We start from the raw sequence: 26,170 nt of genomic DNA on the forward strand, positions 1-26,170 counted from the left end.
CAAGGAGAGTCATCGCAAGATGGCCGGTCCCGCCTTCCGTGCCGCCCCCGTGCGCGTGCGCGTCCCCGCCACCAGCGCCAATCTCGGCCCGGGTTTCGACGCCTTCGGCCTCGCGCTCGGGCTCTACGACGACGTCGTCGTCCGGGTGGCCGACTCCGGGCTGCACATCGACATCGCGGGCGAGGGCAGCGAGACGCTGCCGCGCGACGAGACGCACCTGCTCGTCCGCTCCCTGCGCACCGCCTTCGACGTCCTCGGCGGTCAGCCGCGCGGACTGGAGATCGTCTGCGCCAACCGCATCCCGCACGGCCGGGGCCTCGGCTCCTCCTCCGCCGCGATCTGCGCCGGCATCGTCGCCGCGCGCGCGGTGACCATAGGCGGTGAGAGCAGGCTCGACGACGCCGCCCTGCTCGAGCTCGCGACCGAGATCGAGGGCCACCCGGACAACGTGGCCGCCTGTCTGCTCGGCGGATTCACCCTGTCCTGGATGGAGGCCGGCGCCGCGCGGGCGATCAGGACGGAGCCCGCCGATTCCATCGTTCCGGTGGTCTTCGTGCCCGGGAAGCCGGTCCTCACCGAGACCGCGCGCGGTCTGCTGCCGCGCTCCGTGCCGCACGTCGACGCGGCGGCCAACGCCGGCCGGGCCGCGCTGCTCGTCGAAGCCCTCACCCGGCGCCCCGAACTCCTGCTGCCCGCCACCGAGGACCGTCTGCACCAGGAGTACCGCGCGCCGGCCATGCCGGAGAGCGCCGCACTCGTGGAGCGGCTGCGCGCCGACGGAATCCCGGCCGTCATCTCCGGTGCCGGACCCACCGTGATGGCGCTGGCCGACGCGGGCACCGCCGACAAGGTCGAGTCCTCGGCCGGCGCGGACTGGGCCGCGAACCGCCTGGCCATGGACCTGCAGGGGGCGTGCGTGCTGCCTCTTGCGCCCTCCGGCGACATTTAAAAAGCGCACGGTTGCCGGATTTCGAGAGGGGGAATGTTTGTTGGATCCGGTAGTGTTAACCTCAAGTCTGCACCCGACCCCACCACGGCGAGGTGCTTCGTGTCCCCCTTCGGGACAGACATTCTTCCGGGAGCTCCCCAAGCCGCACTGCGTTCCGTACGTCGTACCTGGGCAGTACGCCGTGCAACGACGCTGAGCGGCCCGCAGATGGGGGTCCCCCCTCTGGGGGAGCTTCGGAATCGGTGCTACCACGCCACGTGACACTGGGTGTCATGACTCGTCGCGGAAGCGCCATCACCAGCAAATTCTCTTCCGCCGCACAAGGCGGACCACCGCCCCGGCTTCGCCACAGCAAGGATCGAAGCCGGACAGCACAAACGGTCGCCGAGCCAGACAGGCCGACGTCCGCTCCAGGGAAGGACCCTTCGTGAGCGACACCACCGATCTGATGGGCGCACGTGTCGAGGAGACCGCTGCCGCGCCCGCCACGGACGCCTCCGCGCCTGCCACCGGTGCAGGCTCCCGGCGACGCCGCGGTACCGGCCTCGAGGGCATGGTGCTGGCCGAGCTGCAGCAGGTCGCATCCGGCCTCGGCATCAAGGGCACCGCGCGGATGCGCAAGAGCCAGCTGATCGAGGTCATCAAGGAGGCGCAGGCGGGCGGCGCCCCGGCCAAGGCCGAGGATGCGGTCGCCGAGACCAAGCCCAAGCGCCGCGCCACCTCCAAGGCCCGCACGGGAGAGGCCGCCGACAAGAAGGCGGCCGCCGCCCCGGCCGAGGCCGCCGCCGAGAAGGCCGTGGCCCAGCAGCAGATCGAGATCCCCGGCCAGCCGGCCGGAGCCGACGCGCCCGCCGAGCGCCGTCGCCGTCGCGCCACCGCCGACGCGGGCAGCCCGGAGACGGTCGCCGCCGAGGCGAAGAGCGCGCCGAAGGCCGAGACGCCCGCGCCGGCGCAGACCGAGGCCCAGGCGCAGGCCCAGCCGCAGGGTGACGCCAAGAACGACGCCGACGGCGGCGAAGGCCGTCGCCGCGACCGCCGTGAGCGCGGCCGCGACCGCGGGGACCGGGGCGACCGCGGTGATCGCCGCAAGGGCGACGAGCAGCAGGGCGGCCAGCAGCAGCGCGGCGGCCAGCAGGGCCAGCAGCAGGGCGGCCGTCAGGACCGTCAGCAGCGCGACAACGGCCCGCAGGACGACGACGAGTTCGGCGACGGCCGCCGCGGCCGCCGCGGCCGCTACCGCGACCGCCGTGGCCGCCGCGGGCGCGACGAGATCGGCGCCCCCGAGCCGCAGCTCGCCGACGACGACGTGCTGATCCCCGTCGCCGGCATCCTGGACATCCTGGACAACTACGCGTTCATCCGGACCTCCGGCTACCTGCCGGGCCCGAACGACGTGTACGTCTCGCTCGCCCAGGTCCGCAAGAACGGTCTGCGCAAGGGCGACCACGTCACCGGCGCCGTGCGCCAGCCGAAGGACGGGGAGCGCCGCGAGAAGTTCAACGCGTTGGTCCGTCTGGACTCGCAGAACGGCATGGCGCCCGAATCCGGGCGCGGACGCCCCGAGTTCAACAAGCTGACGCCGCTCTACCCGCAGGACCGGCTCCGTCTGGAGACCGACCCGGGCGTTCTCACCACCCGCATCATCGACCTCGTCGCGCCGATCGGTAAGGGCCAGCGCGGTCTGATCGTGGCCCCGCCGAAGACCGGCAAGACCATGATCATGCAGGCGATCGCCAACGCGATCACGCACAACAACCCCGAGTGCCACCTGATGGTCGTCCTGGTCGACGAGCGTCCGGAAGAGGTCACCGACATGCAGCGGTCGGTCAAGGGCGAGGTCATCTCCTCGACCTTCGACCGTCCGGCCGAGGACCACACCACGGTCGCCGAGCTCGCCATCGAGCGCGCCAAGCGTCTGGTGGAGCTGGGCCACGACGTCGTCGTGCTGCTCGACTCGATCACCCGTCTGGGCCGTGCGTACAACCTCGCCGCCCCGGCCTCCGGCCGCATCCTGTCCGGTGGTGTCGACTCGACGGCCCTGTACCCGCCGAAGCGCTTCTTCGGTGCGGCCCGCAACATCGAGGACGGCGGCTCGCTCACCATCCTCGCCACCGCTCTGGTGGACACCGGGTCCCGCATGGACGAGGTGATCTTCGAGGAGTTCAAGGGCACCGGCAACGCCGAGCTCAAGCTCGACCGCAAGCTCGCCGACAAGCGCATCTTCCCGGCGGTGGACGTGGACGCGTCCGGCACCCGCAAGGAAGAGATCCTGCTCGGCAACGAGGAGCTCGCGGTCACCTGGAAGCTGCGCCGGGTGCTGCACGCGCTCGACCAGCAGCAGGCGATCGAGCTGCTCCTCGACAAGATGAAGCAGACGAAGTCGAACGGCGAGTTCCTGATGCAGATCCAGAAGACCACGCCGTCGCCGGGCAACAACAACGACTGACGTCAGTCGCTGCAGAACCGGTACACAGGGCCGCTCCCGCTTCGGGGGCGGCCCTCTCCGTTGCCGCCATCGGGGTGAGATCGCGCTTTCGGCCATGTTCTCGAGCATGAACCTGACGAACCTGAACTCCGTATCCCGAGGGGGTACTTGAGTGTCCGGGAGTGGTCGTAAGCGGCACAGGCGGCGGATGTGCATCGGCCTGCCGGGGGCCGCGGCCGTACTGGCGGCAGCTGTGGCCGGCGCGCTGCTGACGTCGTCGGCCGAGGCGGCCGAGGCGGCCGAGACGCCGCCCACGCCCAAGATCACCGTGCCGTCGGCGAAGGAGCTGCAGAAGCGCTCGACATCGCACTCGCGGGCGACGACATCGCGGGACAGACGTTCAAGGAGTCGCTGACCTCCGGCCGTCGCACCACCACGGTCGAACCGAAGATCATCGGTGGTACGACCACCACCATCGCCAAGGCGCCCCGGATGGCGCAGCTGTGGTACGGCGACGACCGGGGCACGCCGGACAACACCAGCGACGATCGACAACGACATCGCCGTGCTGACCCTGGGGGCCCCGGTCAAGGCCACGCCGATCCCCATGGTCCGCGTTCGTGCAACCCAGCCCCGAGTTTCCCCGTCTGTCCTGGTGGAGTGACGATGGTGAGGTCGCACGAGAACCGAGGAGCGCATGTCCGCCGAGAGCACGCCGGAGCCCGGCACACCGGATGAGCCCGGCACACCGGGTGAGGCCGGCACGACGAGCGGGGCAGCCGACGGCAGCGGTCCCGACGGTCCGGGCGGTCCCGACGGTCCGGGCGGTCCCGACGGTCCGGGCGGTCCTGTGGGTCCGGGCGGTCCCGGCGGTTTGACCGGTCGCGGGGGTTCGGGCGGCCAGGACGGTCGGCGTCATCCGCGCCACCGCAAGCAGCGCGGCGCCGGCGGCAGACGCAAGGGACTGCTGATCGCCGCGTGGAGCGCCGCGGGCGTCCTCGCACTGGGCGGCACCGGAGCCGGATACCTGTACTTCCATCTCAACGGCAACATCAAGAGCGTCGACATCGACCAGGCGCTGGGCACGGCGCGGCCGGCCAAGGCCGACAACGGCTCCGAGAACATCCTCGTCCTCGGCTCGGACACCCGCTCCGGCGCGAACAAGAAGCTGGGCGGCGGCGCGGACGACGGCACCGCCCGCTCCGACACGGCGATGGTCGTCCACGTCTACAAGGGCCACCAGAGGGCCAGTGTCGTCTCCATACCGCGCGACACCCTCATCGACCGGCCCGCCTGCACGGACACGAAGGGCGTCACCCACGACGCCGCCTCCGACGTGATGTTCAACTCGGCGTACTCGACGGGCGGCGCGGCCTGCGCGGTCAGGACGGTCGAGGAGATGAGCGGCATCCGTATGGACCACTATCTCGAAGTCGATTTCGCCGGCTTCGAGAAACTCATCGACGAACTCGGCGGTGTCGAGGTCACCACCACCAAGGCGATCGACGACCCCGACAGCCACCTGAAACTCGACGCGGGCACCCACACGCTCACCGGCGAACAGGCGCTCGGCCTGGTCCGCACCCGGCACGGCGTGGGCGACGGCTCCGACCTCGGCCGCATCCAGCTCCAGCAGGCCTTCCTCAAGGCCCTGGTCGACCAGGTCGGGCACGTCGGCCTGTTCACCGGCGGCACCAAGCTGTACGACCTCGCCGACACCGCCACCAGGGCTGTCACCACCGACTCCCACCTCGGGTCGCTGAACTCCCTGATGTCCTTCGCGGGCGGCCTCAAGGGCATCGGCGCGGCCGACATGACCATGGTGACGATGCCGGTCCGGTACGACCCCGCCAACCTCAACCGCGTCCTCGTCTCCGAGGCGAAGGCCGCACAGGTGTGGACGGCGCTGAAGAACGACCGGCCCGTCCCGAAGGCGGCCACCGAGGGCAACGCCAGCGGTGAGGCGGCGGGGGTCGTCACCTCGTCGTAGCGGCCCGCGTCCGGTCGTCACAGCGGTTCGGTCCGGTCGTAGTGGCGGTCCGGCTCCGGCGGCCCGGCTCCGGCGGTCTCCGCCAGGATCCGACAGGGTCCGGCGCCCCGCCGCGAGCCCTGGGGAATAGATCGCCCCGCCCCCCGGTTTTGGGGGATACGGCCAGTGCTGGCAGACTGGTACGTCGGCTCCGGTTCACGTTTGCCGTATCCCGCGGCAGCGACCCGGCGCCCTCCCGAAACTAGGAGACACCTTGAAGCGCGACATCCACCCCGAGTACGTCGAGACGCAGGTCAGCTGCACCTGTGGCGCGTCGTTCACCACCCGCAGCACGATCGAGGGCGGTTCCATCCGCGCCGACGTCTGCTCCGAGTGCCACCCGTTCTACACGGGCAAGCAGAAGATCCTCGACACCGGTGGCCGTGTGGCCCGCTTCGAGGCCCGCTTCGGCAAGGCCGCCGCCGGCTCCACGAAGTAGCGAGCCCCTCTTCGCCGGTCCACGGCAGTGTCCCCGCCCGGGACACGCCGGGACCGGCGTTTTTGGTCGCCCGCCCTTCCCCCACGTACGTCATTCAGGAGCCCACCATGTTCGAGGCCGTCGAGGAGCTGCTCGGAGAGCACGCCGACCTGGAGAAGAAGCTCGCCGACCCGTCGGTTCACGCCGACCAGGCCAACGCGCGCAAGCTGAACAAGCGCTACGCCGAGCTCACCCCCATCGTCGGCACGTACCGCTCCTGGAAGCAGACCGGTGACGACGTCGAGACCGCGCGCGAGTTCGCCGCCTCCGACCCGGACTTCGCCGCCGAGGTCAAGGAGCTGGAGAAGCAGCGCGAGGAGCTGACGGAGAAGCTGCGGCTGCTGCTCGTGCCCCGGGACCCGTCGGACGACAAGGACGTCATCCTCGAGATCAAGGCGGGCGCGGGCGGCGACGAGTCGGCGCTGTTCGCCGGCGACCTGCTGCGGATGTACCTGCGCTACGCCGAGCGGGTGGGCTGGAAGACCGAGATCATCGACGCCACCGAGTCCGAACTGGGCGGCTACAAGGACGTCCAGGTCGCGGTGAAGACCAAGGGCGGGCAGGGCGCGACGGAACCCGGACAGGGCGTCTGGGCGCGGCTGAAGTACGAGGGCGGCGTGCACCGCGTGCAGCGGGTGCCCGCGACCGAGTCGCAGGGGCGCATCCACACCTCCGCCGCCGGCGTGCTGGTGACGCCCGAGGCCGAGGAGGTCGACGTCGAGATCAACGCGAACGACCTGCGCATCGACGTGTACCGGTCCTCCGGGCCCGGCGGCCAGTCCGTCAACACCACCGACTCCGCCGTGCGCATCACGCACGTTCCCACCGGAGTCGTGGCCTCCTGCCAGAACGAGAAGAGCCAGCTGCAGAACAAGGAGCAGGCAATGCGTATCCTGCGCTCCAGGCTGCTGGCGGCGGCGCAGGAGGAGGCGGAGCGGGAAGCCGCCGACGCCCGCCGCAGCCAGGTCCGCACGGTCGACCGCTCCGAGAAGATCCGCACGTACAACTTCCCGGAAAACCGCCTTTCGGACCACCGCGTCGGCTTCAAGGCGTACAACCTGGACCAGGTCCTGGACGGCGACCTGGACGCGGTGATCCAGGCGTGCGTCGACGCGGACTCGGCCGCCAAGCTCGCGGCCGCGTAGGCGTTGTAGGACGGACGCACGACGAGTACGACACGGAGGACTTGCGTGCAGCAATCATTTGGGGGACGTCCCCCGAGCCCTCGCAGTCTGCTGCTCGCTGAGGTAGCTCAGGCCACCCAGCGGCTGGCCGACGCCGGCGTGCCCTCGCCGCGCAACGACGCGGAGGAGCTCGCCGCGTTCGTGCACGGCGTCAAGCGCGGTGAACTCCACTCCGTGAAGGACCCCGACTTCGACGCCCGCTACTGGGAGGTCATCGCCCGGCGCGAGCAGCGCGAGCCGCTCCAGCACATCACCGGCCGGGCCTTCTTCCGGTACCTGGAGCTCCAGGTGGGGCCCGGGGTCTTCGTGCCGCGTCCCGAGACCGAGTCGGTCGTCGGCTGGGCCATAGACGCCGTACGCGCCATGGACGTCGTCGAGCCCCGGATCGTCGACCTGTGCACCGGCAGCGGCGCCATCGCGCTCGCCCTCGCGCAGGAGGTCCCGCGCTCCCGGGTGCACGCCGTGGAGCTGTCCGAGGACGCCCTGGTGTGGACCCGCAAGAACATGGAGGGGTCCAGGGTCGACCTGCGGCAGGGCAACGCCCTGGACGCGTTCCGCGACCTCGACGGCCAGGTCGACCTCGTCGTCTCCAACCCGCCGTACATCCCGCTCACCGAGTGGGAGTACGTCGCCCCGGAGGCCCGTGACTACGACCCCCAGCTCGCCCTGTTCTCCGGCGAGGACGGCCTCGACCTGATCCGCGGCATCGAGCGCACCGCGCACCGGCTGCTGCGTCCGGGCGGCGTCGTCGTCATCGAGCACGCCGACACCCAGGGCGGCCAGGTGCCGTGGATCTTCACCGAGGAGCGGGGCTGGGCCGACGCGGCCGACCACCCCGACCTCAACAACCGTCCGCGCTTCGCCACCGCCCGCCGGGCGACGCCGTGAGCGGCCCCCGCACTCTCGACCCGCAGCAGGACGTGTACGCGTCCGCGTGCGCGCATTCAGCGCGTTCCATGCGCTCCATGCATTCCATGCATTCCATGCATTCCGTGTATTTCGTGTATTTCGTGTATTCCGTGTACGAGGAGGCTCGCTAGATGGCTCGGCGATACGACACCAACGACGCGACCGACCGCGTGACCGGTCTGCGCGAGGCCGCGTCCGCCGTCCGCCGTGGCGAGCTGGTGGTCCTCCCGACCGACACGGTGTACGGGATCGGCGCCGACGCGTTCTCCTCGGAGGCCGTCGCCGACCTGCTGGACGCCAAGGGCCGGGGCCGCAGCATGCCCACCCCCGTCCTCATCGGCTCCCCGAACACGCTGCACGGCCTCGTCACGGACTTCTCCGAGATGGCCTGGGAGCTGGTCGACGCGTTCTGGCCGGGCGCGCTGACCCTCGTCGCCAAGCACCAGCCGTCCCTGCAGTGGGACCTGGGCGACACCCGGGGCACGGTCGCGGTGCGCATGCCGCTGCACCCCGTCGCGATCGAGCTGCTGACGGAGGTCGGCCCGATGGCGGTCTCCTCCGCCAACCTCACCGGCCACCCGGCGCCGGAGAACTGCGACTCCGCGCAGGAGATGCTCGGCGACTCCGTCTCCGTCTACCTCGACGGCGGTCCGACCCCCGGCAACGTGCCCTCCTCGATCGTCGACGTCAGCCGTGAGGTGCCGCTGCTGCTGCGGGCGGGTGCGATCTCCGCGGACGAGCTGCGGAAGGTCGTACCCGACCTCGAGGTGGCGAATTGACAGCCCCTGACGCGGGGCGTGGCATAGGCAACGGGGAACGTGCCGCGGAGCAGACGACGACGTTCGGGTTTCCGCGCGACACCTTCCGCATCCTCCACGTCAGCACCGGGAACGTCTGCCGCTCGCCCATCACCGAGCGGCTGACCCGGCATTTCGTGTCGCAGCGGCTCGGCCTGCTGGGCGGCGGGCTGATCGTGGAGAGCGCGGGCACCTGGGGCCACGAGGGCGCGCCGATGGAGGCCAACGCGGAGACCGTGCTGGCCGACTTCGGTGCGGACGCCTCCGGGTTCACCGGCCGCGAGCTCCTCGACGAGCACGTCATCATGGCCGACCTGGTCCTGACGGCGACCCGCGACCACCGTGCCCAGGTCATCTCCATGGGCCACTCGGCGGGGCTGCGCACCTTCACCCTGAAGGAGTTCACCCGCCTGGTGAACGCCATAGACCCGGCCACCCTCCCGTCGCTCGACGAGGGCGTGGTGATGCGCGCACGGGCGCTGGTCCGCGCGGCGGCGGCTCTACGCGGGTGGCTACTCGCCCCGACCCTGGAGGCCGACGAGGTCTACGACCCGTACGGGGCGCCCCTGCCGTTCTTCCGCTCCATCGGCGACGAGATACACCAGGCCCTGGACCCGGTGGTGACGGCCCTGACGGGGGTGCCGGCGCGAACCTGACGGCGCGAGCGCGGGGCGTGACGGGCGGTGCGGGCCTACATTGGACGTACGTCACCGTCGACGCCCGGAGCGCACCATGTCGGTCACCCATGTCCCCGAGACCGATGTCCTGCGCCGGCAGGACCCCGAGCTGGCCGGGATCCTCCTCGGCGAACGGGAACGGCAGGCGTCCACGCTCCAGCTCATCGCCGCAGAGAACTTCACCTCGCCCGCCGTGCTCGCCGCCCTCGGCTCGCCGCTCGCCAACAAGTACGCGGAAGGGTATCCGGGCGCCCGCCACCACGGCGGCTGCGAGATCGTCGACGTCGCCGAACGTATCGCCGTGGACCGCGCCAAGGCGCTGTTCGGCGCCGAACACGCCAACGTGCAGGCGCACTCGGGCTCCTCGGCGGTGCTGGCCGCCTACGCCGCCCTGCTGCGGCCCGGCGACACCGTGCTGGCCCTCGGGCTGCCGCACGGCGGCCATCTCACCCACGGCTCCCCGGCGAACTTCTCCGGGCGCTGGTTCGACTTCGTCCCCTACGGGCTGGACGCCGAGACCGGGCTGATCGACCACGAGCAGGTCCGCACGCTGGCCCGGGCCCACCGGCCCAAGGCGATCGTGTGCGGGTCCATCGCCTACCCGCGCCACCTCGACCACGCGTTCTTCCGTGAGGTGGCCGACGAGGTGGGCGCCTTCCTGATCGCCGACGCCGCCCACCCCATCGGCCTGGTCGCCGGGGGAGCGGCGCCCTCCCCGGTGCCGTACGCCGACATCGTCTGCGCCACCACCCACAAGGTGCTGCGCGGACCGCGCGGCGGGATGATCCTTTGCGGCAGGGACCTCGCCGAGCGAGTGGACCGGGCCGTCTTCCCGTTCACGCAGGGCGGTGCGCAGATGCACACGGTCGCCGCGAAGGCGGTCGCGTTCGGGGAGGCGGCAACGCCGGCGTTCGCCGTGTACGCCCATCAGGTGGTCGCCAATGCGAGGGTTCTCGCGGCCGCGCTGCAACGGGAGGGCCTGGTCGTGACGACCGGCGGCACCGACACGCATCTCCTCACCGCCGACACCGCGCCCCTGGGGGTCGACGGACGCGCCGCGCGGGGGCTGCTGGCGGCCGCCGGGATCGTCCTGGACTGCTGCGCCCTGCCGCACGGCACCGCCCGTGGCCTGCGCCTGGGCACCGCCGCGGTGACCACGCAGGGCATGGGGGAGGCGGAGATGACGCGGATCGCGGCGCTGCTGGCCGGGGTGCTGCGGGAGGTGACCGACGCCCGGACGGCCCGCGAGAACGTTCGCGAGCTGACTCTGGCGTTCCCGCCCTATCCGGGCTGAACCGGGGCAGACGCGCCCTGTGCGCTCCCGGTGCGCACCCTGGTACGCGCCCCCGGTCGGGCACCGCGCACAGCCGGACGTGAAACCATCGTCACTACCCGGGAGTCCTCACACATATGCGCCGTGACGTAGTCGATCGCTAGGGTGTGGGACTGAGATGGCCGGCGAGACATGTGGGGAAGCCCGTGCGTGAATACCTGCTGACGCTCTGCATCACGGCCGCGGTGACGTATCTGCTGACAGGGCCGGTACGGAAATTCGCGATCGTGGCCGGAGCGATGCCGGAGATCAGGGCCCGTGACGTGCACCGGGAACCCACTCCGCGGCTCGGCGGGATCGCGATGTTCTTCGGTCTGTGCGCCGGCCTGCTGGTCGCCGACCATCTCACCAACCTCAACGAGGTCTTCGAGAAGTCGAACGAGCCGCGCGCCCTGCTCTCCGGGGCGGCGCTGATCTGGCTGATCGGCGTCCTGGACGACAAGTTCGAGATCGACGCCCTGATCAAGCTGGGCGGCCAGATGATCGCCGCGGGCGTGATGGTCATGCAGGGTCTGACGATCCTGTGGCTCCCGGTGCCGCTGGTCGGCACGGTCGCACTGACGCAGTGGCAGGGCACGCTGCTGACGGTGGCGCTGGTCGTGATCACCATCAACGCCGTCAACTTCGTGGACGGGCTCGACGGACTCGCCGCCGGCATGGTGTGCATCGCCGCTGCCGCGTTCTTCATGTACGCGTACCGCATCTGGTACTCGTACGGCATCGAGGCCGCCGCCCCGGCGACGCTCTTCGCGGCGATCCTGATGGGCATGTGCCTGGGGTTCCTGCCGCACAACATGCACCCCGCCCGGATCTTCATGGGCGACTCGGGCTCCATGCTGATCGGGCTGGTGCTGGCCGCGGGCGCGATCTCCGTCACGGGTCAGATCGACCCCGATGTGATGAAGCTGTTCTCCGGTTCGGAACGCGCCGCCGTCCACCAGATGGTGCCGGTCTACATCCCGCTGGTGATGCCGCTGACGATCATCGCGATCCCGGCCGCCGACCTGATCCTGGCGATCGTGCGCCGCACCTGGCGCGGGCAGTCGCCGTTCGCCGCGGACCGGGGGCATCTGCACCACCGGCTGCTGGAGATCGGCCACTCGCACAGCCGGGCGGTGCTGATCATGTACTTCTGGTCGGCGCTGATCGCCTTCGGCGCGCTCGCCTACTCGGTCAACTCGGCCTCCATGTGGATCGTCCTCGGCGTCGTGTTCCTCAGCGCGATCGGGCTGGGGCTGCTTCTGCTGCCGCGGTTCACGCCGCGCACCCCGCGCTGGGCCGAGGCGTTCGTGCCGCCGCGCTACCGGCGTCGCCGGGGCTCCGCGGCAACCGCGCGGCAGCAGCCGTCGGCGGCCTCCGCCGAGCCGTCCGCGGCGGAGGCGGAGCCCGTCGCGGCCCGCGCGAAGGAGGAGCGGCAGACGCCCGTCGCGGCCGGGGTGGCAGGGGCCAACGGGGCCACCGCGATCGGCGGGCGGCGCGGCTCCAAGGTAAGAATCTGACGAGAGCATTGCCAAGTCGTGGGAGAGTCCGGGGAGGGCAAAGTTCCCCATTACCAGACAAGCCACCCCGGTTTCCGCGCAGACGTGCACTGTCACTCTCATGTGTGACAGTGGGCACACCATCCAGGTAAAGACCTCATCAAATAGTTTGTGATACGGTTCACGAGAACCCCCGGATGGAGCCGAAGGACCGTACTGAGACGGTTCGTTGGAGCGAGGCGGAGCGAGGTCACTCGCCCCCTCGGGCCGGGACTACGCTCGTCCATGACGACACCCTGCCCCCGTTGAATGCGGAGTTGCCGCCATGCAGTCCAACGACGTACGAACGCTCCTGCACTGTGCCCTGCCCACCGCGGTCGCGGGTGTGGCGGGAGTCGCGGTGAGCGCCGCCGTTGCCGGCGGCAAGGGAGCGCTCGGCGCCGTACTCGGCGCGGTGCTCGTCCTGCTTTTCATGGGCGGCGGGCTGATGGTGCTGCTGCGCACCGCGCGCCAGCTTCCCCATCTGTTCCAGTCGATGGGGCTGCTGCTCTACACCACTCAGATTCTGCTGTTGATGATCGTACTGATCACGTTCAAGGGGACCTCGGCCTTCAATCCGAAATGCTTCGCCTTCACGCTGCTCGCGACCACCCTGGTGTGGATCGCCGCACAGGTCGTCTCGCACATGAAGGCCAAGATCCTCTACGTCGAGCCGGATTCCGCTCGGGCGTCGTCGTGACCTGTAGGGCCGGTGTAAAGGGACTTCCGCTCTTTTGCTATGGTCTCGCCACAACTGCGGCAGAGCTGGCGCGGGCGGCAAGCGTGCCTGTGACGTCTCACGGTTCAAAGCCCAGTCGCCGCCCCCTAATCCGCAAGTCCAGTCCAGTGCCGTCCCGCGGTCGCAGGCCGCGCCGACACATCGAGGTTGCCGTACCCATGCGCCACGCTGAAGGAGCTCGCGGTGAGTAACGCCAAGACGCTCGCCTTCGAGACCGACTGTCATATTTTCGACGGGTGCGGTTTCCCGACCCCCGGCCTGCACTCGTTCATGTTCGAGCCGCTCTTCACCGTCGGCGGCATCGAATTCAACAAGCCGATGCTGCTCTCGCTGGTGAGCACCGTCATCGTCATCGGATTCTTCTGGGCAGCCTTCAACAAGCCGAAGCTGATCCCCGGCAAGCTCCAGATGGTCGGCGAGGCCGGCTACGACTTCGTACGCCGCGGAGTCGTCTACGAGACGATCGGCAAGCGCGAGGGCGAGAAGTACGTCCCGCTGATGTTCGCGCTGTTCTTCTTCATCTGGATCATGAACTTGTGGTCGATCGTGCCGATCGCCCAGTTCCCGGCCACCGCGGTGATCGCCTTCCCGGCCGGTCTCGCCGCACTCGTCTACATCCTGTGGATGAGCATCACGTTCAAGCGCCACGGCTTCATCGGCGGCTTCAAGAACATCACCGGCTACGACAAGTCGCTCGGCCCGGTGTTCCCGATGGTCATGTTCTTCGAGTTCCTGTCGAACGTGCTCATCCGGCCCTTCACCCACGCCGTCCGGCTCTTCGCGAACATGTTCGCCGGCCACGTGCTGATCCTGATCTTCACCATCGGAACCTGGTACCTGCTGAACGGCATCGGCATCGCCTACTCGGCGATCTCGTTCCTGATGGTCCTCGTGATGACGGTGTTCGAGCTGTTCATCCAGGCCCTCCAGGCCTACGTCTTCATCCTCCTGTCCTGCAGCTACATCCAGGGCGCGCTCGCCGAGCACCACTGAGCACCCGCACCACCCCCTGAACTTCCGGTGGCCAACCCCCACCGGCCTGTGTAAAGAGAAGGAAGTTACGGCATGTCCGCTCTCGACACCCTCGCCGCGGTCGAAATCAAGGGCAACCTCGCTGCCATCGGCTACGGTCTCGCGGCCATCGGCCCCGGCGTCGGCGTTGGCATCATCTTCGGCAACGGCACCCAGGCGCTGGCTCGCCAGCCCGAGGCCGCCGGCCTGATCCGTCAGAACCAGATCCTCGGCTTCGTCCTCTGTGAGGCGCTCGCCCTGATCGGTCTGGTCATGGGCTTCGTCTACCCGACGTCCTGATCCGGTCTAACGCCGACGAGAGAATTCCACGGAAGGAACTGATGTGATCTCGCCCTTGCTGCAAATCGCGGCTGAGGAGGAGGCCCAGAATCCTCTGATCCCGGAGATCCCCGAGCTCGTCATCGGTCTGATCGCCTTCGCGATCGTGTTCTTCGTCCTGGGCAAGAAGCTCCTTCCGAACATCAACAAGGTTCTGGAAGAGCGTCGCGACGCCATCGAGGGCGGGATCGAACAGGCCGAGATTGCTCGCACCGAGGCCCAGAGCGTCCTGGAGCAGTACAAGGCCCAGCTCGCCGAGGCCCGGCACGAGGCCGCGCGGCTGCGCCAGGAGGCGCAGGAGCAGGGCGCCGTGCTCATCACCGAGATGCGCGCGGAAGGCCAGCGCCAGCGCGAGGAGATCGTCGCCGCCGGGCACAGCCAGATCGAGGCGGACCGCAAGGCCGCCGCGTCCGCGCTGCGCCAGGACGTCGGCAAGCTCGCCACCGAACTGGCCGGCAAGCTCGTCGGGGAGTCCCTCGAGGACCACGCCCGCCAGAGCCGCGTCATCGACCGTTTCCTCGACGAGCTCGAGGAGAAGGCCGAGGCGTCTCGATGACCGCACACGGAGCGAGCCGCGAGGCATTCGCAGCAGCCCGTGAGCGTCTCGACGCGCTGACGGACTCCACGTCCGTGGACGCCGCGCAGCTCGCCGGTGAGCTGGCGACCGTCACCGCGCTGCTCGACCGCGAGGTCTCGCTGCGTCGGGTCCTCACCGACCCGGCGCAGGCCGGCGAGGCCAAGGCCGAGCTGGTCCAGCGCCTGCTCGGCTCCCGGATCAGCGGCCCCGCCGCCGACCTGGTGTCCGGCCTGGTGCGTTCCCGCTGGTCGCAGTCCCGCGACCTGGTGGACGTGCTCGAGGAGCTGGCGTCCATCGCCGACCTCACGGCCGCGCAGAAGGCCGGCACGCTCGACGACGTCGAGGACGAGCTGTTCCGCTTCGGGCGGATCGTCTCCTCGAACACCGAGCTGCGCGCCGCACTGACCAACCGGAAGGCCACCGTCTCGGCCAAGAGCGAGCTGCTGGGCAGCCTGCTCGGCAGCCGGGCCGACGCGGCCACCGAGCGACTGGTGACGCGCCTCGTGACCGCGCCCCGTGGACGTAGCCTGGAAGCGGGCCTCGAAGCCCTGTCCAAGCTCGCCGCTGAGCGCCGGGACCGCATGGTCGCCGTCGTCACCTCGGCGGTACCGCTGAGCGACCCGCAGAAGCAGCGCCTCGGCGCCGCCCTCGCGGGGCTCTACGGCCGCCCGATGCACCTCAACCTCGACGTGGACCCCGCGGTCCTCGGCGGGATCCGGGTGCAGGTCGGCGACGAGGTGATCAACGGCTCCCTCGCGGACCGCATCGAGGACGCCGCCCGCCGCATGGCGAGCTAGCAGCAACTCAAGACCGCAAGTCGAACTGATGGCGGCCCTGGTTGGGCCGTGCAGAGGATTCACCTCTTTCAGGGGGGAGTCCCCATCCCCCCAAAGTGAAACTTCGGGCCCAACAAGGAGAGCAGGGAACCCAGATGGCGGAGCTCACGATCCGGCCGGAGGAGATCCGGGACGCGCTGGAGAACTTTGTCCAGTCGTACAAGCCGGACGCGGCCTCGCGCGAGGAGGTCGGTACGGTCACCCTTGCCGGCGACGGCATCGCGAAGGTCGAGGGCCTCCCCTCGGCCATGGCCAACGAACTGCTGAAGTTCGAGGACGGCACCCTCGGTCTTGCGCTCAACCTCGAAGAGCGCGAGATCGGTACCGTCATCCTCGGCGAGTTCAGCGGCGTCGAGGAGGGCCAGCCGGTCACCCGCACGGGAGAGGTCCTGTCCGTCGCCGTCGGCGAGGGCTACCTCGGCCGTGTCGTCGACCCGCTCGGCAACCCGATCGACGGCCTCGGCGAGATCGAGACGTCCGGTCGCCGTGCGCTGGAGCTGCAGGCTCCCGGCGTCATGGCCCGTAAGTCGGTGCACGAGCCGATGGAGACCGGCTACAAGGCCGTCGACGCGATGACCCCGATCGGCCGTGGCCAGCGTCAGCTGATCATCGGTGACCGCCAGACCGGCAAGACCGCCCTGGCCGTCGACACGATCATCAACCAGCGCGACAACTGGCGCTCCGGTGACGTGAAGAAGCAGGTCCGCTGCGTCTACGTCGCCATCGGCCAGAAGGGCTCGACCATCGCCTCCGTGCGTGGCGCCCTCGAAGAGGCCGGCGCGCTGGAGTACACGACCATCGTCGCCGCCCCGGCGTCCGACCCGGCCGGCTTCAAGTACCTGGCGCCGTACACCGGCTCGGCCATCGGCCAGCAGTGGATGTACGAGGGCAAGCACGTCCTCATCATCTTCGACGACCTCTCGAAGCAGGCCGACGCCTACCGCGCCGTGTCCCTGCTGCTGCGCCGCCCGCCGGGCCGCGAGGCCTACCCGGGTGACGTCTTCTACCTGCACTCCCGTCTGCTGGAGCGCTGCGCGAAGCTCTCCGACGACCTGGGCGCCGGCTCGATGACCGGTCTGCCGATCGTCGAGACGAAGGCCAACGACGTCTCGGCGTTCATCCCGACCAACGTCATCTCCATCACCGACGGCCAGTGCTTCCTGGAGTCCGACCTGTTCAACGCCGGCCAGCGTCCGGCCCTGAACGTCGGTATCTCGGTCTCCCGCGTCGGCGGCTCCGCCCAGCACAAGGCCATGCGCCAGGTGTCCGGCCGGCTCCGCCTCGACCTCGCCCAGTACCGTGAGCTGGAGGCGTTCGCCGCCTTCGGTTCCGACCTGGACGCGGCGTCGAAGTCGCAGCTGGAGCGCGGTCAGCGCCTGGTCGAGCTGCTGAAGCAGCCGCAGTACCAGCCGATGCCGACCGAGGACCAGGTCGTCTCCGTGTGGGCCGGTACCACCGGCAAGATGGACGACGTTCCGGTCTCCGACGTCCGCCGCTTCGAGAAGGAGCTGCTCGAGTACCTGCACCGCAAGGAGCAGGGCCTCATGACCTCCATCAAGGAGGGCGCGAAGATGTCGGACGACACCCTCACCGCTGTTGCCGACGCCATCGCCGAGTTCAAGAAGCAGTTCGAGACCTCGGACGGCAAGCTTCTCGGCGAGGACGCCCCGGCCGCGGCCAAGTGACGTAAGGAAGGGACCTGACTCATGGGAGCCCAGCTCCGGGTCTACAAGCGTCGCATCCGATCCGTCACCGCGACCAAGAAGATCACCAAGGCGATGGAGATGATCGCCGCCTCGCGCGTCGTCAAGGCGCAGCGCAAGGTGGCGGCCTCCACGCCGTACGCGACCGAGCTCACCCGCGCGGTCACGGCGGTCGGCACCGGTTCGAACACGAAGCACGCGCTGACCACGCAGGCGGAGACGGTCGTGCGGTCCGCGGTGCTGCTCCTCACGAGCGACCGCGGTCTCGCCGGCGCCTTCAACTCCAACGCCATCAAGGCCGCGGAGCAGTTGACGGCACGCCTCGAAGCCGAGGGCAGGCAGGTCGACACCTACATCGTCGGCCGGCGTGGTCTCGCGCACTACAACTTCCGTGAGCGCAAGGTCGCCCAGTCGTGGTCGGGCTTCACGGACGAGCCGACGTACGCGGACGCCAAGAAGGTCGCGGGTCCGCTGATCGAGGCCATCGAGAAGGACACGGCGGACGGCGGGGTGGACGAACTCCACATCGTCTTCACCGAGTTCGTCTCGATGATGACGCAGACGGCGCTCGACGACCGTCTGCTGCCGCTCAGCCTCGACGAGGTCGCGAAGGAGGCGGCGCCGAAGGGCGAGATCCTTCCGCTGTACGACTTCGAGCCCTCGGCGGAGGACGTCCTCGACGCCCTGCTGCCGCGCTATGTGGAGAGCCGCGTCTACAACGCTCTCCTCCAGTCGGCAGCCTCGAAGCACGCCGCCACGCGGCGCGCGATGAAGTCGGCGACCGACAACGCGGGCGAGCTCATCGAGACGCTCTCCCGGCTTGCCAACGCGGCCCGCCAGGCCGAAATCACCCAGGAAATCAGCGAGATCGTCGGTGGCTCCGCAGCCCTGGCCGACGCGACCGCGGGGAGTGACAGGTAATGACGACGACAGTTGAGACGGCCGTTGCCACGGGCCGCGTCGCCCGGGTCATCGGCCCGGTCGTCGACGTGGAATTCCCCGTCGACGCCATGCCGGAGATCTACAACGCCCTTCACGTCGAGGTGGCCGACCCGGCCCAGGACGGCGCGAAGAAGACGCTGACCCTGGAGGTCGCCCAGCACCTGGGTGACGGCCTGGTCCGCACGATCTCGATGCAGCCCACCGACGGTCTGGTCCGCCAGGCCCCGGTCACCGACACCGGCACGGGCATCTCCGTCCCGGTCGGCGACTTCACCAAGGGCAAGGTGTTCAACACCCTCGGTGAGGTGCTGAACGTCGACGAGCAGTACGAGGGCGAGCGCTGGTCCATCCACCGCAAGGCCCCCAACTTCGACGAGCTCGAGTCGAAGACCGAGATGTTCGAGACCGGCGTCAAGGTCATCGACCTCCTCACCCCGTACGTCAAGGGTGGAAAGATCGGTCTGTTCGGTGGTGCCGGCGTCGGCAAGACGGTGCTCATCCAGGAGATGATCTACCGCGTCGCCAACAACCACGACGGTGTCTCCGTGTTCGCCGGCGTCGGTGAGCGCACCCGTGAGGGCAACGACCTCATCGAGGAGATGGCCGACTCGGGCGTCATCGACAAGACCGCCCTGGTCTTCGGTCAGATGGACGAGCCCCCGGGCACCCGTCTGCGTGTGGCCCTGGCCGGTCTGACCATGGCGGAGTACTTCCGCGATGTGCAGAAGCAGGACGTGCTGTTCTTCATCGACAACATCTTCCGCTTCACGCAGGCCGGTTCCGAGGTCTCGACCCTGCTCGGCCGTATGCCCTCCGCGGTGGGCTACCAGCCGAACCTGGCCGACGAGATGGGCCTCCTCCAGGAGCGCATCACCTCGACCCGTGGTCACTCGATCACCTCGATGCAGGCGATCTACGTCCCCGCGGACGACCTGACCGACCCGGCCCCGGCCACCACCTTCGCCCACCTCGACGCGACGACGGTGCTCTCCCGTCCGATCTCGGAGAAGGGCATCTACCCGGCCGTGGACCCGCTGGACTCGACGTCCCGCATCCTCGACCCGCGGTACATCGCGGCGGACCACTACAACACCGCGATGCGCGTCAAGACGGTCCTGCAGAAGTACAAGGACCTTCAGGACATCATCGCCATCCTCGGCATCGACGAGCTGGGCGAGGAGGACAAGCTCACCGTCCACCGCGCCCGTCGCGTGGAGCGCTTCCTGTCCCAGAACACCCACGTCGCCAAGCAGTTCACCGGCGTCGACGGGTCGGACGTGCCGCTGGACGAGTCGATCACCGCGTTCAACGCGATCATCGACGGCGACTACGACCACTTCCCGGAGCAGGCGTTCTTCCTGTGCGGTGGCATCGAGGACCTGAAGGCCAACGCCAAGGAGCTGGGCGTCTCCTGAACTCCCTGAGTTCGAAGTGAGCCCTTCGGCTCACGGCTGAGGGGGCGGGCGCGTCCCGCCCCCTCGCGCACGCCCCTTAGACTTGTAACCAACACCCGGCAGAATCCGCCGGGTGGTGACCCGAGGAGCCACCTTGGCTGCTGAGCTGCACGTCGCGCTGGTCGCGGCCGACCGAGAGGTCTGGTCCGGCGAGGCCACCCTGGTCGTCGCGCGCACCACGTCCGGCGACATCGGCGTCATGCCCGGTCACCAGCCGCTGCTCGGTGTGCTGGAGTCGGGCCCGGTGACCATCCGTACGAGTGAGGGTGGAACGGTCGTCGCCGCGGTGCACGGCGGTTTCATCTCGTTCGCGGACAACAAGCTGTCGCTGCTGGCCGAGATCGCCGAGCTGTCGGACGAGATCGACGTCCAGCGCGTGGAGCGCGAGCTCGAGCGCGCGAAGGCGGAGGGCGATGCCGCCGCCGAGCGTCGCGCGGACGTACGACTGCGTGCGGCGGCCTCGCGCTGACCGAGCGCGAAACCGCATGACGTCACTCAGCCGCGGTCGGCACCGGAGCAATCCGGAGCCGACCGCGGCTGAGGCAGATATGGATGATTTTTCCGTTCCGTTACCTGTTTTCGGTACCTAGGAGACGAGGAGGTCGGTGTCGATGGTCCTCGCTCTGACTGTGTGCGCAATCGTCGTGGCCCTGGTGGCGCTGGCGTTGTTCGTCTTCGGCCTGCGCCGCAGACTCATCCAGCGCTCCGGCGGCACCTTCGACTGTTCCCTGCGCTGGGACGTCTCCGAGAAACCGGACACGAGCGGAAAAGGCTGGAGCTACGGGGTCGCCCGCTACAACGGCGACCGTATCGAGTGGTACCGGGTCTTCTCGTACGCGTACCGCCCGCGCCGGGTCCTGGAACGGGGCTCGATCGAGGTGGCCGGCCGCCGGCTTCCCGAGGGGGAGGAGGAGCTGGCGTTGCTGTCCGACGCGGTGATCCTCGTCTGTCTGCACCGGGGGACGCGCCTGGAGCTCGCGATGAGCGAGGACGCGCTGACCGGATTCCTCGCGTGGCTGGAAGCGGCCCCGCCCGGACAGCGAGTGAACGTGGCGTAGCCACGTTCACTCGCTGGGTGAGGTCCCCGGGACGAAGTCTGGGGGAGCGTCGATGTCGCCTGGCGAACTTCTTTACGAGAGCCCGCTGTTGATGGCGCTCACCAGTTCGCCGCCCGCGGTGTCTCCGCTGAACTCCCAGAAGAACGCGCCGCCGAGGCCCTGGTTCTTGGCCCAGGCCATCTTCCCGGCGATGGTGGCCGGGGTGTCGTAGGACCACCAGTTGCTGCCGCACTTCGCGTAGGCCGTGCCGGCGATCGTGCCGGTGGCCGGGCAGGACGTCCTGAGGACCTTGTAGTCCTCGATGCCCTGCTCGTAGGTGCCCGGCGCCGGGCCCGTGGCGGTGCCGCCCGGGGCGTCCCGGGTGACGCCGGTCCAGCCGCGGCCGTAGAAGCCGATGCCGATGAGCAGCTTGCTCGCGGGCACGCCCTTCGCCTTGAACTTGGCCATCGCGTCGGCCGTGGTGAACCCGGCCTGCGGGATGCCGTTGTACGTCGTCAGCGGGGAGTGCGGGGCGGTCGGACCGTCCGCGTCGAAGGCGCCGAAGAAGTCGTACGTCATCACGTTGTACCAGTCGACGTAGTTCGCGGCGCCCGCGTAGTCGGCGGCGTCGATCTTGCCGCCGGAGCTGCCGTCGGCCGTGGTGGCGGCGGTGACCAGGTAGTTCGCGCCGAACTTGGCGCGCAGGGCCTGCATCAGGTTCTTGTAGGCCGCGGCCCCGCTGGTGTCGCAGGACAGGCCGCAGGCGTTCGGGTACTCCCAGTCGACGTCGATGCCGTCGAAGACGTCGGCCCAGCGCGGGTCCTCGACCAGGTTGTAGCAGGACTGGGCGAACGCGGACGGGTTGGCGGCGGCCTGGGCGAAGCCGCCGGACCAGGTCCAGCCGCCGAACGACCAGAGCACCTTGATGTGCGGGTACTTGGCCTTCAGCTGGCGCAGCTGGTTGAAGTTGCCGCGCAGCGGCTGGTCCCAGGTGTCGGCGACGCCGCTGACCGACTGGTCGGCGGTGAAGGCCTTGTCGTAGTCGGCGTAGGAGTCGCCGATCGCGCACTGGCCGTTCGTGACGTTGCCGAAGGCGTAGTTGATGTGCGTGATCTTCGCGGCCGAGCCCGACGTCACCAGGTTCTTGACGTTGTAGTTGCGGCCGTAGATGCCCCACTCGGTGAAGTAGCCGAGTTTGACCTTGTCGCCGGTGGTCGGGGGAGTGGTGCCCCCGCCGGTGGTGCGGACGGCGACCGCGCTGCCGGCCGGTCCCGTCTGGTCGGCGGTGTCACGGGCCCGGACGGCGTAGGAGTAGTCGGTGCCCGCGCTGAGGCCGGTGTCGGTGTAGGAGGTGGTCGTCACGGTGGCGACCTTGGCGCCGTCGCGCAGGACGTCGTAGTTCTTGACGCCCTTGTCGTCGGTGGCCGCGGACCAGGTCAGCTTCACCGAGGTGTCGGTCACGGAGGAGGCCGTGGGCGTGCCGGGCGCGGAGGGGGCGGCGTCACCGGGCACCGAGGTGCCGTCGCAGCCGCCGCCGTTGAGCTTGCAGCCGGACGGGGAGCCGGCGCCGGTGCCGTTGAAGCCGAAGGAGACCGAGGCGCCGGCGGCGAGGCTGCCGTTCCAGGACTTGTTCCTGGCGGTCCAGTGGGTGCCGGAGGACGTGACGTCGGCGTCCCAGGCGGAGGTGACGGAGGTGCCGGAGGGGAAGTCCCACTCGACGGTCCAGGAGCTGATGGCGGTGGTGCCGGTGTTCTTCACCGTCCACCTGCCCTCGAAGCCGGTGCCCCAGTCGGAGGCCTTGGTGTAGGTGGCGGTGGCGGTCGGGGCGGCCTGGGCGGGGCCCGCCAGGCCGACCAGCCCGGCCAGGGGGAGCAACAGCGTCGCGAACGCTGCCGCGGCTCTGTGTCTGAAGCGCATCTCGCGCCTCCTCGGGGGGAGTCGGGGGGCGTGGCTGAGCCTTCACGCCCACGGTGCCGCGAGAATAGAAAGGTCTGGACCACGGGTCAATAGGTCTGGACCACTCCGACCCCGTTCCGCTCCCGATCTCACCGGATGCCCAACTCCTGTGCCAGGACCGCCGCTTGCACCCGGCTGCGCAGTCCCAGCTTGCCCAGCAGTCGGCTGACGTGCGTCTTCACCGTCGCCTCCGCCATGTCGAGGCGTTCGGCGATCCCCGCGTTGGACAGCCCCTGGCCCAGACAGGCGAGCACCTCGCGTTCACGCCGGGTCAGCGGGTCGAGCGCGGCCGGATCGGCCGCGGGCGTGCGGACCGGGCGCGCGGCGAACTCGGCGATCAGACGGCGTGTCACGGCCGGGGCGATCAGCCCGTCCCCGGCGGCAACGGTGCGGACCGCGGTCAGCAGATCCCTCGCCTCCGCGGTCTTGAGCAGGAATCCGGCCGCACCGGCCCGCAACGCACCGAACACGTAGGCGTCGAGGTCGAAAGTGGTCAGGACCAGGACGTCGGCCAGCCCCTCCCCGACGACCTGCCGGGTCGCCGACACCCCGTCCAGGCGCGGCATCTGAATGTCCATCAGCACCAGGTCCGGCCGCAGCTCCCGGGCCAGCGCCACCGCCTCCTCACCGTCCGCGGCCTCCCCGACCACCTCGATGTCGGGCGCGCTGCGCAGGATGAGGACGAGTCCGGCACGGACGGCGGACTGGTCCTCGGCGACGAGAACACGGACGACGGAGCTCATGCGGGCTCTCCTTCGACGAGGGGGAAGACGGTGCGGACCGTCCAGCGCGGCCCCTTCGGCCCGGCCTCGAACGTGCCGCCCAGCAGGGCCGCCCGCTCCCGCATGCCGACCAGTCCCGCACCGGAACCGGGGGCGCGCGGTCCGTCCCGGTGGCCGTACGGACTGCTCACCCGCACGTCGAGCGTGTCGTCGCGCCGGCGCAGCGCGACGGTGACACGGCCGGGGCAGGCGTGCTTCAGCGCGTTGGTCAGCGACTCCTGCACGATCCGGTACGCGGCGAGTTCGACGGGGACGGGGACCCGGCCGTGGCCGGTGTCCGGGGGCATGTCCAGGGTCACGTCGAGCCCGTTCGCGCGGGCGCCGTCGACGAGGGCCGCGAGTCCGTCGAGGGTGGCGGCCGCGGCCGGTTCGTGGTCCCCGCTGCCGTCACGCAGGATCCCGATCAGCCGCCGCATCTCCGCCAGCCCCTCGACGCTGTTCTCGCGGATGACGGACAACGCCTGCCGGGACGTCTCCGGGTCGTCGATGGAGAGGGCGGCCGTCGAGTGGATGGCGATCGCGGACAGGTGGTTGGCGACCACGTCGTGCAACTCCCGTGCCATCCGCGCCCGTTCGGCGGTGACGGCCTGGGCCCGGTCCATCTCGGCGAGCAGCGCGGTCTGTTCGGCCCGCAGCCGGGCGGCCTCGGCGGCGTCACGGTGGTTGCGCACGATCCAGCCGGTGGCGGCGGGCCCGTACGCGACGACGCCCACGACCACGCCGACCAGCAGCGCCTCGGGCACCCGCCATACCGCGAACGGCACCAGCGTCCCCGCCACCGTCAGCAGCCCGGTGATCCACTGGATGCGGCGGGCGGAGGCGAGCGGGCCGTACAGGACGGCCGCGTACACGAGGTCGGTGAACATCAGGACCGTGGACAGACTGCCCTGGGTCACGAGGTCCGCGCTGATCGCGGCCGTGCCGGTGAGCAGGGCCGCGCGGGGAGCCGCCCGGCGCAGCACCTCACAGCCGGCCATCACGGCGAGCGGCGCCAGCACCGGCCAGGGGCCGTCGAACAGCGTGACCCTGGCGCTGGAGGGCCGCGTGCCCAGCCCGATGGCCACCAGCAGCAGCCCGCCGAGCAGTCCGCCGACCCCGACGCACACGTCGAAGCGGTGCGGGCGGGGCAGTCGTCGTACGGCCATGCCCTCCATCCAACACGCCTCGTGCGGCGCGCGCCTGCTCCCCGGGGACGGTCCCGAACTGCATCTTTCGATGTACCGCGACCTCGTCAACGGCGACGACGAATCCGGCAGGCCGGGACGGGAGCCTGGGACGGTGAGCGAGAGGAGCGAACCGTGGTCGTCACACTGATCATCGCCTGCGAGGTGGCCTTCTGGGTGCTGCTGGCCGCCGGGCTGGCCTTCCGGTACGTGCTGCGGATGCCGCGGCTGGGCCTCGCCCTGCTGCTGTGCGAGCCGTTGCTGGAGATCGTGCTGTTCGCCGTGACCGCGACCGACCTCAGGAACGGCGCCGAGCCGGACTGGCGGCACGGACTCGCCGCCGTCTACATAGGCTTCACCGTGGGCCTCGGCCACTCCACGATCAAGTGGGCCGACGCCCGCGTCGCCCACCGCTTCGCGGGCGGTCCGCCGCCCGTACGACCGCCGAAGTACGGCAGGGCCCGCGCCGTTCACGAATGGAAGGTCGCGGGCCGCTGGACCCTCGCCGCCCTGGTCGCCGTCGCCCTGCTCCAGGCGGCCGTCTGGTACGTCGGCGGCGACGGCGACACCGGCTCGCTGCGGGCATGGCAGCAGCGGATGCTGTTCGTCGTCGGCGTCAACGTCGTCATCGCCGCGAGCTACACCCTCTTCCCTAAGCGGGAACCCAAGGGCGGCCCGGAGCGGGAACCGGCCAAGATGGGCTAGCGCTCGCCGCCCGGCACCCACAGCACGTCGCCGACCGCCTTGTTGGCCGTGCGGGCGAGGATGAACAACAGGTCGGACAGCCGGTTGAGGTAGGTCGCGGTGAGCGGGTTCATCTGCTCGCCGTGCGCCTCCAGGGCGGCCCAGGTGGAGCGTTCGGCGCGTCGGACCACCGTGCACGCCTGATGCAGCAGGGCCGCGCCCGGGGTGCCGCCGGGCAGGATGAACGACCGCAGCTTGTCCAACTGCGCGTTGAAACGGTCGCAGTCCGCCTCCAGCCGGTCGATGTAGAACTGCTCGACCCTCAGGGGCGGGAACTCCGGGTTCTCCACGACCGGCGTCGACAGGTCGGCGCCCACGTCGAACAGATCGTTCTGGACGCGCACCAGAACCTCGGCCGTCTCCTCGTCGAGTCCGCCCAGTGCGAGGGCCGTGCCGATGACCGCGTTCGCCTCGTTGGCATCGGCGTAGGCGGCGATCCGCAGATCGGTCTTGGCGACCCGGCTCATGTCGCCGAGAGCGGTGGTGCCCTGGTCGCCGGTCCTGGTGTAGATGCGCGTCAGATTGACCATGCCGCCAATCTAGTGCCGTGACCGGGAAGGTTCACCGGCGCGTGACGCCCGCCTGCTCA

Annotated in this window: 26 protein-coding genes; 22 read left to right on the forward strand and 4 right to left on the reverse strand. The window is 69.9% G+C overall.

Annotation, left to right across the window (positions count from 1 at the left end; all coding sequences use genetic code 11):
* The first annotated feature begins 19 nt into the window (after positions 1-19).
* The 21 genes from thrB to QA802_RS28555 all read left to right on the forward strand — a co-directional run bounded on the left by thrB (position 20) and on the right by QA802_RS28555 (position 20,957).
* On the forward strand, positions 20-949 hold the full coding sequence (thrB, locus tag QA802_RS28455) for a homoserine kinase (protein ID WP_334449236.1): 930 nt from the start codon (positions 20-22) through the stop codon (positions 947-949).
* A gap of 427 nt (positions 950-1,376) precedes the next feature.
* Positions 1,377-3,395 carry a transcription termination factor Rho gene (gene rho / locus QA802_RS28460; protein ID WP_334528349.1) on the forward strand — a complete coding sequence of 673 codons (2,019 nt, stop codon included), beginning with the start codon at positions 1,377-1,379 and terminating at the stop codon, positions 3,393-3,395.
* 187 nt (positions 3,396-3,582) lie between these two features.
* On the forward strand, positions 3,583-3,789 hold the full coding sequence (locus QA802_RS28465) for a hypothetical protein (RefSeq protein WP_334528352.1): 207 nt from the start codon (positions 3,583-3,585) through the stop codon (positions 3,787-3,789).
* Between the two features lie 282 nt (positions 3,790-4,071).
* Positions 4,072-5,364, forward strand: a complete 1,293-nt coding sequence (locus QA802_RS28470) for an LCP family protein (RefSeq protein WP_334528355.1) — start codon at positions 4,072-4,074, stop codon at positions 5,362-5,364.
* 253 nt (positions 5,365-5,617) lie between these two features.
* Complete coding sequence (gene rpmE, locus QA802_RS28475; protein WP_319171256.1) at positions 5,618-5,842, forward strand: 50S ribosomal protein L31; 225 nt, start codon at positions 5,618-5,620, stop codon at positions 5,840-5,842.
* A gap of 107 nt (positions 5,843-5,949) precedes the next feature.
* The gene (gene prfA, locus QA802_RS28480; protein WP_057584061.1) at positions 5,950-7,026 is read left to right on the forward strand and encodes a peptide chain release factor 1; all 1,077 of its coding nucleotides are present in this window, start codon (positions 5,950-5,952) and stop codon (positions 7,024-7,026) included.
* An 87-nt stretch (positions 7,027-7,113) separates the two neighbouring features.
* Positions 7,114-7,953 carry a peptide chain release factor N(5)-glutamine methyltransferase gene (gene prmC / locus QA802_RS28485; RefSeq protein ID WP_266728596.1) on the forward strand — a complete coding sequence of 280 codons (840 nt, stop codon included), beginning with the start codon at positions 7,114-7,116 and terminating at the stop codon, positions 7,951-7,953.
* Positions 7,954-8,105: 152 nt separating this feature from the next.
* On the forward strand, positions 8,106-8,753 hold the full coding sequence (locus QA802_RS28490; protein WP_319171258.1) for an L-threonylcarbamoyladenylate synthase: 648 nt from the start codon (positions 8,106-8,108) through the stop codon (positions 8,751-8,753).
* Positions 8,750-9,427, forward strand: coding sequence for an arsenate reductase/protein-tyrosine-phosphatase family protein (locus QA802_RS28495; RefSeq protein WP_319171259.1), 678 nt, complete (start codon positions 8,750-8,752; stop codon positions 9,425-9,427). The genes QA802_RS28490 and QA802_RS28495 overlap by 4 nt, the downstream gene beginning before the upstream one ends.
* A 76-nt stretch (positions 9,428-9,503) precedes the next feature.
* Positions 9,504-10,742 carry a serine hydroxymethyltransferase gene (gene glyA, locus QA802_RS28500; RefSeq protein WP_334528363.1) on the forward strand — a complete coding sequence of 413 codons (1,239 nt, stop codon included), beginning with the start codon at positions 9,504-9,506 and terminating at the stop codon, positions 10,740-10,742.
* 185 nt (positions 10,743-10,927) lie between these two features.
* Complete coding sequence (locus QA802_RS28505; RefSeq protein WP_334528366.1) at positions 10,928-12,280, forward strand: MraY family glycosyltransferase; 1,353 nt, start codon at positions 10,928-10,930, stop codon at positions 12,278-12,280.
* Between the two features lie 304 nt (positions 12,281-12,584).
* The gene (locus tag QA802_RS28510) at positions 12,585-12,998 is read left to right on the forward strand and encodes a Cg1360 family ATP-synthase-associated protein (RefSeq protein ID WP_334528369.1); all 414 of its coding nucleotides are present in this window, start codon (positions 12,585-12,587) and stop codon (positions 12,996-12,998) included.
* A 222-nt stretch (positions 12,999-13,220) separates the two neighbouring features.
* Positions 13,221-14,030 carry a F0F1 ATP synthase subunit A gene (atpB, locus tag QA802_RS28515; protein ID WP_334528372.1) on the forward strand — a complete coding sequence of 270 codons (810 nt, stop codon included), beginning with the start codon at positions 13,221-13,223 and terminating at the stop codon, positions 14,028-14,030.
* A gap of 72 nt (positions 14,031-14,102) precedes the next feature.
* Entirely contained in the window at positions 14,103-14,348 is a 246-nt protein-coding gene (locus tag QA802_RS28520; protein ID WP_020131181.1) for an ATP synthase subunit C-like protein, read from the forward strand.
* A 46-nt stretch (positions 14,349-14,394) separates the two neighbouring features.
* Entirely contained in the window at positions 14,395-14,943 is a 549-nt protein-coding gene (locus QA802_RS28525) for a F0F1 ATP synthase subunit B (protein WP_334534954.1), read from the forward strand.
* Entirely contained in the window at positions 14,940-15,761 is an 822-nt protein-coding gene (locus QA802_RS28530) for a F0F1 ATP synthase subunit delta (RefSeq protein ID WP_334528375.1), read from the forward strand. The genes QA802_RS28525 and QA802_RS28530 overlap by 4 nt, the downstream gene beginning before the upstream one ends.
* Positions 15,762-15,895: 134 nt before the next feature.
* The gene (gene atpA / locus QA802_RS28535) at positions 15,896-17,485 is read left to right on the forward strand and encodes a F0F1 ATP synthase subunit alpha (RefSeq protein ID WP_057584041.1); all 1,590 of its coding nucleotides are present in this window, start codon (positions 15,896-15,898) and stop codon (positions 17,483-17,485) included.
* A 21-nt stretch (positions 17,486-17,506) separates the two neighbouring features.
* Positions 17,507-18,424, forward strand: coding sequence for a F0F1 ATP synthase subunit gamma (locus QA802_RS28540; RefSeq protein WP_334528378.1), 918 nt, complete (start codon positions 17,507-17,509; stop codon positions 18,422-18,424).
* Entirely contained in the window at positions 18,424-19,860 is a 1,437-nt protein-coding gene (atpD, locus tag QA802_RS28545) for a F0F1 ATP synthase subunit beta (protein WP_334528381.1), read from the forward strand. The genes QA802_RS28540 and atpD overlap by 1 nt, the downstream gene beginning before the upstream one ends.
* Positions 19,861-19,993: 133 nt before the next feature.
* On the forward strand, positions 19,994-20,368 hold the full coding sequence (locus tag QA802_RS28550; RefSeq protein ID WP_020131175.1) for a F0F1 ATP synthase subunit epsilon: 375 nt from the start codon (positions 19,994-19,996) through the stop codon (positions 20,366-20,368).
* 142 nt (positions 20,369-20,510) lie between these two features.
* Positions 20,511-20,957, forward strand: a complete 447-nt coding sequence (locus QA802_RS28555) for a DUF2550 domain-containing protein (protein WP_319171267.1) — start codon at positions 20,511-20,513, stop codon at positions 20,955-20,957.
* A 72-nt stretch (positions 20,958-21,029) separates the two neighbouring features.
* Here QA802_RS28555 and QA802_RS28560 read toward each other — a convergent pair whose 3' ends face one another.
* The 3 genes from QA802_RS28560 to QA802_RS28570 form a co-directional block, all read right to left on the reverse strand.
* Positions 21,030-22,853: a glycosyl hydrolase family 18 protein gene (locus QA802_RS28560; RefSeq protein WP_334528388.1), complete on the reverse strand. Its 1,824-nt coding sequence runs from the start codon at positions 22,851-22,853 to the stop codon at positions 21,030-21,032.
* Positions 22,854-22,981: 128 nt separating this feature from the next.
* The gene (locus QA802_RS28565) at positions 22,982-23,635 is read right to left on the reverse strand and encodes a response regulator (protein ID WP_334528392.1); all 654 of its coding nucleotides are present in this window, start codon (positions 23,633-23,635) and stop codon (positions 22,982-22,984) included.
* Entirely contained in the window at positions 23,632-24,819 is a 1,188-nt protein-coding gene (locus QA802_RS28570) for a sensor histidine kinase (RefSeq protein WP_334528394.1), read from the reverse strand. Before QA802_RS28570 ends, QA802_RS28565 begins: the two co-directional genes overlap by 4 nt.
* A 153-nt stretch (positions 24,820-24,972) precedes the next feature.
* On the opposite strand from QA802_RS28570, the gene QA802_RS28575 reads away from it, so the two are divergent.
* Positions 24,973-25,542 (forward strand): hypothetical protein, encoded by a 570-nt coding sequence (locus QA802_RS28575; protein WP_334528397.1) that lies wholly within the window; start codon positions 24,973-24,975, stop codon positions 25,540-25,542.
* Here the strand turns inward: QA802_RS28575 and QA802_RS28580 are convergent.
* Positions 25,539-26,111 carry a cob(I)yrinic acid a,c-diamide adenosyltransferase gene (locus QA802_RS28580; protein WP_319171269.1) on the reverse strand — a complete coding sequence of 191 codons (573 nt, stop codon included), beginning with the start codon at positions 26,109-26,111 and terminating at the stop codon, positions 25,539-25,541. The genes QA802_RS28575 and QA802_RS28580 overlap by 4 nt on opposite strands.
* Positions 26,112-26,170: the final 59 nt, after the last annotated feature.

The organism is Streptomyces sp. B21-105 (assembly GCF_036898465.1).
GTDB lineage: Bacteria > Actinomycetota > Actinomycetes > Streptomycetales > Streptomycetaceae > Streptomyces.

Bases quoted from the DNA above. Each gene is read 5' to 3' on its own strand.
- thrB (WP_334449236.1), top strand. From the start codon at position 20: ATGGCCGGTCCCGCCTTCCGTGCCGCCCCCGTGCGCGTGCGCGTCCCC.
- QA802_RS28465 (WP_334528352.1), top strand. From the start codon at position 3,583: ATGTGCATCGGCCTGCCGGGGGCCGCGGCCGTACTGGCGGCAGCTGTG.
- QA802_RS28470 (WP_334528355.1), top strand. From the start codon at position 4,072: ATGTCCGCCGAGAGCACGCCGGAGCCCGGCACACCGGATGAGCCCGGC.
- prfA (WP_057584061.1), top strand. From the start codon at position 5,950: ATGTTCGAGGCCGTCGAGGAGCTGCTCGGAGAGCACGCCGACCTGGAG.
- QA802_RS28490 (WP_319171258.1), top strand. From the start codon at position 8,106: ATGGCTCGGCGATACGACACCAACGACGCGACCGACCGCGTGACCGGT.
- glyA (WP_334528363.1), top strand. From the start codon at position 9,504: ATGTCGGTCACCCATGTCCCCGAGACCGATGTCCTGCGCCGGCAGGAC.
- QA802_RS28510 (WP_334528369.1), top strand. From the start codon at position 12,585: ATGCAGTCCAACGACGTACGAACGCTCCTGCACTGTGCCCTGCCCACC.
- QA802_RS28520 (WP_020131181.1), top strand. From the start codon at position 14,103: ATGTCCGCTCTCGACACCCTCGCCGCGGTCGAAATCAAGGGCAACCTC.
- QA802_RS28530 (WP_334528375.1), top strand. From the start codon at position 14,940: ATGACCGCACACGGAGCGAGCCGCGAGGCATTCGCAGCAGCCCGTGAG.
- atpA (WP_057584041.1), top strand. From the start codon at position 15,896: ATGGCGGAGCTCACGATCCGGCCGGAGGAGATCCGGGACGCGCTGGAG.
- QA802_RS28540 (WP_334528378.1), top strand. From the start codon at position 17,507: ATGGGAGCCCAGCTCCGGGTCTACAAGCGTCGCATCCGATCCGTCACC.
- atpD (WP_334528381.1), top strand. From the start codon at position 18,424: ATGACGACGACAGTTGAGACGGCCGTTGCCACGGGCCGCGTCGCCCGG.
- QA802_RS28555 (WP_319171267.1), top strand. From the start codon at position 20,511: ATGGTCCTCGCTCTGACTGTGTGCGCAATCGTCGTGGCCCTGGTGGCG.
- QA802_RS28560 (WP_334528388.1), bottom strand. From the start codon at position 22,853: ATGCGCTTCAGACACAGAGCCGCGGCAGCGTTCGCGACGCTGTTGCTC.
- QA802_RS28565 (WP_334528392.1), bottom strand. From the start codon at position 23,635: ATGAGCTCCGTCGTCCGTGTTCTCGTCGCCGAGGACCAGTCCGCCGTC.
- QA802_RS28570 (WP_334528394.1), bottom strand. From the start codon at position 24,819: ATGGCCGTACGACGACTGCCCCGCCCGCACCGCTTCGACGTGTGCGTC.
- QA802_RS28580 (WP_319171269.1), bottom strand. From the start codon at position 26,111: ATGGTCAATCTGACGCGCATCTACACCAGGACCGGCGACCAGGGCACC.